General features: G+C 61.2%; 4 protein-coding genes. 1 reads left to right on the forward strand and 3 read right to left on the reverse strand.

Translation table 11 applies throughout. The annotated features are described in order from the left end of the window. Both EN879_RS33370 and EN879_RS33375 read right to left on the reverse strand, forming a co-directional pair. Positions 1 to 181: diacylglycerol kinase (locus tag EN879_RS33370; RefSeq protein WP_206521053.1), on the reverse strand; the 181-nt coding region annotated here is incomplete at its 3' end. An 81-nt stretch (positions 182 to 262) separates the two neighbouring features. Then, positions 263 to 679 (reverse strand): GFA family protein, encoded by a 417-nt coding sequence (locus EN879_RS33375; protein ID WP_013531901.1) that lies wholly within the window; start codon positions 677 to 679, stop codon positions 263 to 265. A gap of 99 nt (positions 680 to 778) precedes the next feature. Between EN879_RS33375 and EN879_RS33380 the strand changes: the two genes are divergently transcribed. Further along, positions 779 to 922, forward strand: a complete 144-nt coding sequence (locus tag EN879_RS33380; RefSeq protein ID WP_335918377.1) for a hypothetical protein — start codon at positions 779 to 781, stop codon at positions 920 to 922. 69 nt (positions 923 to 991) lie between these two features. On the opposite strand, the gene EN879_RS33385 is transcribed toward EN879_RS33380, so the two are convergent. Continuing rightward, a partial coding sequence (locus EN879_RS33385; protein ID WP_164774745.1) for a 3-deoxy-7-phosphoheptulonate synthase class II occupies positions 992 to 2,066 on the reverse strand: 1,075 nt, incomplete at its 5' end.

Consider the following 2,066-nt stretch of genomic DNA (forward strand, 5'->3'; position numbering starts at 1 on the left):
TGATCAAGAGCAGCACCGCGCCGATCAGCAAGGCATAACCGCGCCACGAGATCGAAACGAACCAGCCGAGCGGCAGTGCCAGCGCCAGCAGCATCAGCTCCTGCTGGAAAGCCTTCTCGCTGGCGGCCAGCTTGCGAAACGCCCGCACCGAATTGAAATAAGCGTCGATCAGCCGCTGCATGCCAAACCCCTTTGCGAATCACCGGCACGGGATAATGCAATGGCTGGCCAGATCAATGGAATAAGGTGACTTGTCCAAGATTCATTCAGCAACCGGTATGGACGGTGTCGACTTTTCAAACTGCGGCAGCCCGTCGTCGATCGAATAATAGTCGCCCTTGTCACCAACGAAGATATGGCATTCCCCCTCAAGACCTGTCGGCTTGTCGAACGATCCCGCCATGACTGAAACGTAGTCCTGGTCTCGCGGCTTCCAGAACAGCACCGACCCGCATGCCTTGCAGAACCCACGCCTGGCGAAGGTAGAGGCTTCGTACCAGGTGATACTTTCCACGCCATCGATCACGATGTCGACATTGGCAACATTGGTCGCGGCATAGAAATGTCCGCTCTGCTTGCGGCATTGCGAGCAATGACAATAGACGACGCCACGCAACGCTCCGTTCGTTCTGAAGCGGACGGCTCCACACAGACACGATCCCTGGTGACCACCACTCACGTCGATCCTCCTTGAAAGAAAAGTGCCTGGCATCGCCTTCAGGATTCCAGCTTTGCGGCGCACGCACGCAAGCAAATGCGACATGTACTGGCGTGGAGAATGGAGCCGCGGACCTGGCGCATCCGGCTTGGTGCGTTCGGCGTGCAGGCGATCTGCGAGTTTCCGGAAAAGCGCATCGAGTTTTCAAGGGCGGCGTTTGCTGACCCCAGACTCGCCGGCCTGCGCTGGGAACGCGGGCACTGAACCAACCAAAAGAAAAGCGCCGGATTTCTCCAGCGCTTTTTCCGTCAGCCGTTCAGGCCGAAATCGAGCTTAACCGTTCGCAACCTGCTTGTGCTGCACCGGGTGGCTCTTCTTGAGCAGGTCTGACACCAGGAACGCCAGTTCGATCGCCTGGTCGGCGTTGAGGCGCGGGTCGCAATGGGTGTGGTAGCGGTCCTGCAACTCCTCGGCGGTGATGGCGCGCGCGCCACCGGTGCATTCGGTGACGTTCTTACCGGTCATCTCGACATGGATGCCGCCCGGATGCGTGCCTTCGGCGCGGTGCACTTCGAAGAAGGTCTGAACCTCCTTCAGGATGCGGTCGAACGGCCGCGTCTTGTAGCCGGCGGCCTCGATCGTGTTGCCGTGCATCGGGTCCGACGACCACACCACGGAGCGGCCTTCCTTCTGCACCGCGCGAACCAGCTTCGGCAGATGGTCGGCGACCTTGTCGGAGCCGAAACGTGCAATCAGCGTCAGCCGGCCGGGTTCATTTTCGGGGTTGAGCAAGTCGATCAGCTCCAGCAAGCCGTCCGGCGTCAGCGACGGACCGCATTTCAGGCCGAGCGGGTTCTTGATGCCGCGGCAATATTCGACATGCGCATGGTCCGGCTGGCGGGTGCGGTCGCCGATCCAGATCATATGGCCCGAGGTAGCGTACCAGTCGCCGGAGGTCGAATCGACACGCGTCAGCGCCTCCTCGTAGCCGAGCAGCAGCGCCTCATGGCTGGTATAGAAATCGGTCTCGCGCAGCGCGTAGTTGGTTTCCGAAGTGATGCCGACGGCCTTCATGAAGTCCATCGTCTCGGTGATGCGGTTGGCGAGCGACTCGTATTTCTCGCCCTGCGGGCTGTCGGACACGAAGCCGAGCATCCAGCGGTGCACATTCTCCAGGCTGGCATAGCCGCCTTGCGCGAAGGCGCGCAGAAGGTTGAGCGTCGCCGCCGACTGGCGGTACGCCATCTCCTGGCGAGCGGGATCCGGAATGCGCGACTTCGGGTCGAATTCGATGCCGTTGATGATGTCGCCGCGATAGCTGGGCAACGTCACCTCGCCCTTGGTCTCGTTGTCGGACGAGCGCGGCTTGGCGAACTGGCCGGCAACGCGGCCGACCTTGACCACCGGC

It is taken from the genome of Mesorhizobium sp. M7A.F.Ca.AU.002.02.1.1 (genome assembly GCF_003998535.1).
Classification (GTDB): Bacteria; Pseudomonadota; Alphaproteobacteria; order Rhizobiales; family Rhizobiaceae; genus Mesorhizobium; species Mesorhizobium ciceri.